Below are 6,375 nucleotides of genomic sequence, written 5' to 3'. Positions count from 1 at the left end.
GGGATCGGCACCCCGAAGAAGCGCTGTCGTGAGACCAGCCAGTCCCCGGAGAGGCCGGCCACCCAGTTCGCGTAACGGGCCTGCATGAAGGGCGGGTGGAAGGCGACGGACTGACCCATCCCGAAGAGCTTGGCGTTGAGGTCGGCCTCCCGCCCACCGTTGCGGATGTACCACTGACGGGTGGTGACGATCTCGAGCGGCTTCTCGCCCCGCTCGTAGAAGTTCGCCATCCGCTTGGTCGGGGTCGGCTCGCCCTCGAGGTCACCCGACTCGCGCAGCGCGGCGACGACGGCCTCACGGGCACCGAACGCGGTCTTGCCGGCCAGCTCCCGGTCGTAGAGGTGTTCGCCGGGCCCACCCAGCAGCCACTCGGGCATCTCGCGTTGGAGCCGGCCCGTGCGGGTGATCACCGACCGCGTGGGGAGGCGCAGCTCGCGCCACCACAGGACGTCGGTGAGGTCACCGAAGGTGCAGCACATCGCGACGCCGGCACCCTTGTCCATCTCGGCGGCCGGGTGGGCGAGCACCGGGACCTCGACGTCGAACAGCGGCGTGCGCACGGTCGTGCCGAACAGCGGCTGGTAGCGCTCGTCGTCGGGGTGCGCGATGAGCGCGACACAGCTCGGGATGAGCTCGGGCCGGGTCGTCTCGACGTGCACCGGACCATCGGCGGCGTGGAACGCGACGCGGTGGTAGTGCCCCGGGTAGTCGCGGGCCTCCAGCTCGGCCTGGGCGACGGCGGTCTGGAAGGTGACGTCCCACAGACCCGGGGCCTCGGCCTGGTACGCCTCGCCGCGGGCGAGGTTGCGCAGGAACGCCTGCTGGGCGGTGGCGCGGGGATAGTCGTCGATGGTGCGGTAGGTGATCGACCAGTCGTAGCTGTGCCCGATCCGTAGGAAGAGGGACTCGAACGCCTCCTCGTCACGCGCGGTCAGCTCGTTGCACAGCTCGATGAAGTTCTGCCGCGAGATGGGCGTCTCGTCGGCGGCCTTGGTGCTCCTGGCGTCACCCCGGAACGGCGGCTCGAAGTCCGGGTCGTAGGGGAGGGTGGCGTCACCGCGCACCCCGTAGTAGTTCTGCACCCGCTTCTCGGTGGGCAGCCCGTTGTCGTCCCAGCCGATCGGGTAGAACACGTTGAAGCCCGCCATCCGCTTGTAGCGCGCGATGCAGTCGGTGTGCGTGTAACTGAACACGTGGCCCATGTGCAGGGAGCCGCTCGCGGTCGGCGGTGGGGTGTCGATCGAGAAGACTGCCTCCCGCGGACCGGCCAGCGCGGCCTCCCTGTCGAAGCGGTAGGTGCCCTGGTCCTGCCATACCGCGGCCCACTTGTCCTCGAGGCCGTCGAGGGACGGCCTCTCCGGAACGGAGGCAGGATGAGAAGCGGAGAGGTGCTTGGTCATGGCGGACATCCTCCCAGACGGCCCAAAGGCCGTTCATTCGGTCGGGTTAAGGACATCACCCGCCTAACCGGCATTGGCAGAGCACTCGGGCCGTGTCTTGGCTGCTCAACCGGTGATGTCCGCGACCCGGACTCCGTCAACGCCTCAGGTCGCTCGTCCAGGTGGTCTCGACCAATATCGACGGCGGCAGCACGCCCACCAGCCCACAATGCCGAGCCCGCTGCCTCAGACCGGAAGAGCACCGCAGTTGCGTCCCTGAGGGCCGTTGCGCCCTAGCCTCATTGCGCAAGCGGATGTACGAGAACCGATTTCATTGGGCTCGCGGAGATTCGGTCAGTGCGTGCCAGTTGCCTCGTGCCAGTTGAGCTGCGGGAGTTGCATGTCGTAGCCTCGCGACCATGGCGAATGGCCCGTCGCGACGCGTGTGCGCGATCCGGTCTGCCCGTCGTCTCACCCTGTCCCTGTCCCTTCTGGTCGTCCCCGCACTGTTGGTGGCGGCTCGGTCAGACTGGTTCTCGTGGTGGTGGTTGCCGCTCCTTTGGGTGGCGCAAACGTTTGGCATAACAGGGATCTCCAGCGCCGCGCATGAGGCGGTGCACAGTCACCTGTTCTACAGGCCCAGCCTGGAACGGTTGTTCGGTCGACTCACGCACGGAATCATGCTGTTGAACCACGATGTGCACCGCCGGTACCACCTCATTCACCACGCAAATACGGGTACCGATAAGGACTCAGAAGGGGTTTTCGACTTTGACGACCTCCAGTCGGTGGGGGCCTACATGCGCTACCTGACCCGCTGGGCTCTTCCGCCCAGCCCGCTACACGTCCTCAACTGGCGGGTGGGGGCGGCGGCCGTTCGCGGTCGGCCAACCGCACTTGGCCCCATCATGCGACGGCAGGCATTGGCCGGCTTCGTCGTGCCGATGCTAATGCTGGGAACCTTGATGGCCTGGGTGATCGCCGATCCAGTCGGGGCGCTGGTGGCAGGCTTCCTACCGTTGTTCTGTATAGCTCCAGTCTACGGTTATGTCACGGCGGTTCCGGAACACTTCGGACTCGCAGATCAGGAGTTTTCCACCCGCAACATTCGCACATGGCCGGTGACGCAGTTCCTCGTATGGAACTTCAACCTGCACGCCGTCCACCACCGTAACCCACATCTACACTTCAGCCTGCTGCCAGGGTCGGTTGGCCGATCCATCGCTCCGAGCGCGAACGGCTATCTGCGGTTCCACCTCGATCTCCTCCGGAACATTCTCGCAGCACGGCGCGGCCAGCCCACGCCCGTGGCCGGGCCCGAGCGGCTTGGGGCGCGGACCTAAGGGCTCCAGCCAGCCGTGTGGAACCGAGGACGAAACGGAGCGAAATGACTGAACAACGCGTGGTTGACTGGGCGGCGCAGTTCGACCGCGACGGGTATGTCATGCTCCCGGGTGTCTTGAACGTGGACGAGGCTACATTCCTACGCCAGGGCGTCGAGGAGGCTCATAGGCACCCCTGTCCCACGGGTAATCCGACGCAGTTCCACAGGCACCAAATGTTTCGCCGCGGCGTAGCATTCGAGAATATGCTCGATCGAGAGCCGGTCGTTGACGTCGCCGAGGCGGTGCTGGGCGCCAATTGCCACGTTATCGCAAACAACACGGTATTTACGCGGCCCAACAGCGGCATCGACCGGTGGCACGTCGACGAAACCGTCATCGTTCCAGTGCCGGAAGGCGTCAGGCTCGACTCGCGCATGAGCATGCCGTGCTACGTGATGACAGCCCTGTATTACCTCAACGATGTCCCACTAGAACTCGGTCCGACACAGATCGTGCCAGGCAGCCACCGCAGCGGCCGCTATCCACCGGACCGAGACGAGGACTTGATATGGGAGGGTCGCGGCTGCGTCAGCATGATCGCCAAGGCTGGTGACTGCTTGCTCCTCAATGGGCAGACTTGGCACCGTGGGGCAACGAACCTCTCCAACAGCTGTCGATATGTGCTACAGGTGACATATGGTCGCCGGTTCATCTCCCAGCGGTTCCACCCATACATGAATGTACAGATCCCGGCCGAGATCATCGAGCGGGCCGGCCCGCGTCGGCGCAGGTTGCTCGGTATGCACCCGCACGGCCCATACGGTTAGTTGCCACCCTCTGTGGCACACAGCCCGGCGGGAACGAGGTCTACGAGCCGGCTATGCCACAGCGATATGAGTTCGGCCTCGACCTCTGGGAGGCTGTCCGAGGTAACGCAGTCGCCAAGTCGGCGGTGTCCGGCTGCCTCGATGATTGCACCGGCCGCCGCGGTGGACAGTCTGGCGGTACGAGCGGAGTCGGTCGGATGTGACCATTCGTGTAGCTCCCACTCCTCCGGCCCCCGCGGCGGGCGGCGGATCCGCATGGCTACGGTCGGCGTCAGCACTGGAACGAGCGTAGAAGCATCGAACACCAGCGCTTTGCGGCTGACCAGGTATGAGCCGATCGCCACTTGGTCGAGACCGGTGGTGAGGAAGCAGCGGACGGCGTCGGCGGCCGAGTCAACGATCGGCTCGGTGTTGCTATTGAACGATGTGTTGAGCAGCACTGGGGTGCCGGTCCGCGCACCGAAGCGGTCGATAAGGCGCCAAAACAAATGGTCGACGTCACGTCTAACAACCTGCACCCGTGCAGAACCGTCGACGTGTGTCACTGCGCCGAGGAGTTCGCGGTGCCTCGCACGCACGGTCAGCGCGAACGTCATGAAGTCCGGCTCCACACCCGCGAGTTGGAAGTAGTCGTTTGCTCGTTCGGCGAGCACGGCCGGCGCGAACGGCCGGAATGACTCACGCTGTTTGATGATGCGATTGATGCGGTCGCGGTTCGCGGCCGGTCGCGGGTCGGCGACGATGCTGCGGTGGCCCAACGCCCGCGGGCCGAACTCGGCCCGGCCCTGAGCCCATCCGACAACTAGACCAGCGGCGAGCTGGCCAGCAACTGCATCGGCGATGTCGTCCTGGAGTTCCGCAGTCACATGATCGCCCCAGGCGTCGAGGAGCCTTCCGATGTCGGCGTCCGACCCGATGTCGGTGCCGAGGTCGGTGCGGCGTCGGCGCCCTCCCTGCCGGCCGGGCGCACGACCAAAGGCCGCGCCGAGCGCGGCCCCCCCATCGTGCGACGCGGGGTGCACGAAGATGTCCGAGAACCGTCCTGAGGACGCTAGGCGGCCATTCATGGTGCAGTTCTGCGCGACGCCGCCGGAAAGACAGAGGTTCCGCTGCCCGGTGCGAGCCATCAGGCCGCCAGCGACATGACCAACAATCGTTTCCAGCGTCTCCTGCAAAGCGGCGGCGAAGTCACGGTGGTCTGCGCCAAGCGGCTCATCCTGTCGACGCGGACGGATGCCCGCGCGCAGGAGGCGTTCATCCATCCCTTCTGCGTCGAACTGGTATGTGGCGTCCGGGCCTAGTTCGTATAGGCCGCTCAGCACCTTTCGGTATCGCGTCGGGTCGCCATACGGAGCCAGACCCATCACTTTGTACTCGTCAAACAGTCTGAAGCCGAGGAACCGTGTACCGCGGAAATACAACTGCCCAAGCGAAGCGGCCGTGGGCACCTGGTGCTCAAGAGCCAGCTCGCCGTCGCCGGCTCGGAACGCCGACACCGACTCGGCTTCGCCGCTGCTGTCCATAACCAGGACAAGCGCTTGGTCGAAGCCGGACTCGCGGTAGGTCGCGGCGGCGTGCGCGACATGGTGGGGCACGAAGTTGATCCGCTCGGGATCGACCTCGCCGTCGAGGAGCGTCCCGATGCGCGCGCGAGCGCCCACCTCGGCCAGGTCGGGGCGCCCCAAACGAAACGTCGACAGCTCGTGGTCAAGGAAGGTCTCGTCAAAGAAGAACGCGACCTCATCGATGTCGCGCAATGACACGGCGCGGTGCCGGAGGCACGCCTGGATCGCCCGCAGCGGGAACGCGTGGGTGTGCTTGACCCTGCTGAGACGCTCCTCCTCAGCGGCGAACAGCACCCGACCGTCTTCGACGATCGCCGCTGCGGAGTCGTGGAAGAAGCCCCGCGGTAGGCCGGTGATCCATTGCTCGTCTTCTGTATTGAAGCTCCCGCTTATCCCCAACACCAACATCGCAGAACCTCTTGTGGTTGACCCCGTTTGACGGACATCGCTTATGCGGCTTGGGCCGCGGTGGTGGTCCGGTGCTCGAAGGCTACCGGGCTGATCATGCCGAGGGCGCTGTGGCGCCGACGGCGGTTGTACACGTTCTCGATCCACGCGCTGACCCCTAGGACGGCAGCGGCGCGGGTGGTGAAGACGTGTCGGTGGTAGTACTCGGTCTTCAGCGTCGACCAGAAACTTTCCTGCTGAGCGTTGTCCCAGCACACCCCGGTCCGGCCGACCGAGAGCCGCACGTCCAGGTCGCGGGCGACCCGGTCGAGTTGTTCGGAGGTGTACTGACCGGATTCAACCAGTGGAAGCAACACCGGTTGGTGGGGACGATCGTAGGTGCTGGTCGAGGGCTTCGGCGGGGGTCTTCCAGTCGAGGACTTTTCGGGGCCTGGTGTTGAGGGCGTGGGCGACGGCGTCGAGGTCTTCTGCGGACCAGCGGGAGAGGTCGGTGCCTTTGGGGAAGTACTGCCGTAGCAGGCCGTTGCCGTTCTCGTTGGTGGCTCGCTGCCAGGGGCTGTGGGGGTCGGCGAAGAAGACCGGGATGCCGGTCTCGACCTTGAACTGTGCGTGGGCGGACATCTCCTTGCCGCGGTCCCAGGTGATCGAGCGGCGCAGCTGCTCGGGCAGGGTCGACATGGTCTCGGCGAGGCGGTTCTTCATCGTGATCGCGCCGTAGCCGGCCAGGGCCGGGCCGTTCTTGACCGCGCCCTTGTGTCGCCACCCTTCCTCACGGGGGAGGTGGACCAGCATCGTGTAGCGCGTCGTGCGCTCGACCAGTGTGCCGATCGCGGAGCGCTCCAGGCCGATGATCAGGTCGCCCTCCCAGTGC

General features: G+C 65.7%; 5 protein-coding genes and 1 pseudogene. 2 read left to right on the top strand and 4 right to left on the bottom strand.

Translation table 11 applies throughout. The annotated features are described in order from the left end of the window. The coding region (locus BN10_RS15180; protein ID WP_040753907.1) for a class I tRNA ligase family protein at positions 1–1,400 on the bottom strand (1,400 nt) is incomplete at its 3' end. 398 nt (positions 1,401–1,798) lie between these two features. Between BN10_RS15180 and BN10_RS15175 the strand changes: the two genes are divergently transcribed. Beyond that, positions 1,799–2,722 (top strand): fatty acid desaturase family protein, encoded by a 924-nt coding sequence (locus tag BN10_RS15175; RefSeq protein WP_010852121.1) that lies wholly within the window; start codon positions 1,799–1,801, stop codon positions 2,720–2,722. Positions 2,723–2,766: 44 nt separating this feature from the next. Continuing rightward, on the top strand, positions 2,767–3,531 hold the full coding sequence (locus BN10_RS15170; protein WP_010852120.1) for a phytanoyl-CoA dioxygenase family protein: 765 nt from the start codon (positions 2,767–2,769) through the stop codon (positions 3,529–3,531). On the opposite strand, the gene BN10_RS15165 is transcribed toward BN10_RS15170, so the two are convergent. The 3 genes and pseudogenes from BN10_RS15165 to BN10_RS15155 all read right to left on the bottom strand — a co-directional run. Then, the gene (locus tag BN10_RS15165) at positions 3,528–5,504 is read right to left on the bottom strand and encodes a carbamoyltransferase family protein (protein WP_010852119.1); all 1,977 of its coding nucleotides are present in this window, start codon (positions 5,502–5,504) and stop codon (positions 3,528–3,530) included. The two genes, BN10_RS15170 and BN10_RS15165, sit on opposite strands and share 4 nt — an antisense overlap. A gap of 41 nt (positions 5,505–5,545) precedes the next feature. Continuing rightward, positions 5,546–5,833, bottom strand: a pseudogene (locus BN10_RS15160) (integrase core domain-containing protein); the annotation flags it as partial. Between the two features lie 7 nt (positions 5,834–5,840). After that, positions 5,841–6,375 (bottom strand): IS30 family transposase (locus BN10_RS15155; RefSeq protein WP_040752063.1); only part of this gene is annotated, 535 nt, incomplete at its 5' end.

Origin of the sequence: Phycicoccus elongatus Lp2, assembly GCF_000367525.1 — a bacterium.
Classification (GTDB): domain Bacteria; phylum Actinomycetota; class Actinomycetes; order Actinomycetales; family Dermatophilaceae; genus Phycicoccus_A; species Phycicoccus_A elongatus.
The sequence above is the reverse complement of the archived record's forward strand: the minus strand, read 5'-3'. Positions and strand labels throughout refer to the sequence as shown.

Coding starts and splice junctions, on each gene's coding strand:
- BN10_RS15175 (WP_010852121.1), top strand. CDS start 1,799: ATGGCGAATGGCCCGTCGCGACGCGTGTGCGCGATCCGGTCTGCCCGT.
- BN10_RS15170 (WP_010852120.1), top strand. CDS start 2,767: ATGACTGAACAACGCGTGGTTGACTGGGCGGCGCAGTTCGACCGCGAC.
- BN10_RS15165 (WP_010852119.1), bottom strand. CDS start 5,504: ATGTTGGTGTTGGGGATAAGCGGGAGCTTCAATACAGAAGACGAGCAA.